Annotated in this window: 1 protein-coding gene; it reads right to left on the bottom strand. The window is 47.1% G+C overall.

Annotated features, from left to right (window positions below; all coding sequences use genetic code 11):
* On the bottom strand, positions 1 to 533 hold a 533-nt coding region (locus R7093_RS27705; RefSeq protein ID WP_318147340.1), incomplete at both ends, for an ImpA family metalloprotease.

The following is a 533-nucleotide window of genomic DNA, read 5'->3' as shown; positions in this document are numbered from 1 at the left end:
GAGTTGCCATCATCATTTGAATGTAAACGCGAGCACCCCAGCTCCAACCCGTTTGGTTTTGCTCCGCCATATAAGCATTTGGATCGCTTTGTGTTCGACTGGTTTGCAACAGTTCAAACTGACCTTTGAAATCCAAGCTTTGGCAGGTTGATTCCTTACCCGTATTTTGGAAGAAACGAGACTTGCTGTAGTAGGAGTAGTAGTTGGTCGTCGAATGCCCCTCCCAACCCGCGAATCGGAATCGTCCTTTCTCTAAACCATGACCTAGTTCATGCAAATCACCGTGACCTAAAGGACTGAAGGCCCAATAAGCATCGTACGGGTTACCAGAGCAGCCATAACCACAAGTGGCTTGGTCAGCATTCATGTGCTTAACCATATCAATATTGGCAATTTCCCAGCCTTGGTTTTGAGCGTATTGAATAATTTCAGGTACTTCGTCTATACCCGGCCCTTGGAAACCAGCCAGAACATGCGGGTAGTTATGAACATATTCTTCCGTTGCAAGCGCCATTTCTGCAGGGGTAGACCAC

Source organism: Vibrio sp. 1580 (genome assembly GCF_033340055.1).
Note: the sequence above shows the minus strand (reverse complement) of the source record. Positions and strands in the feature narration are given on the sequence as shown.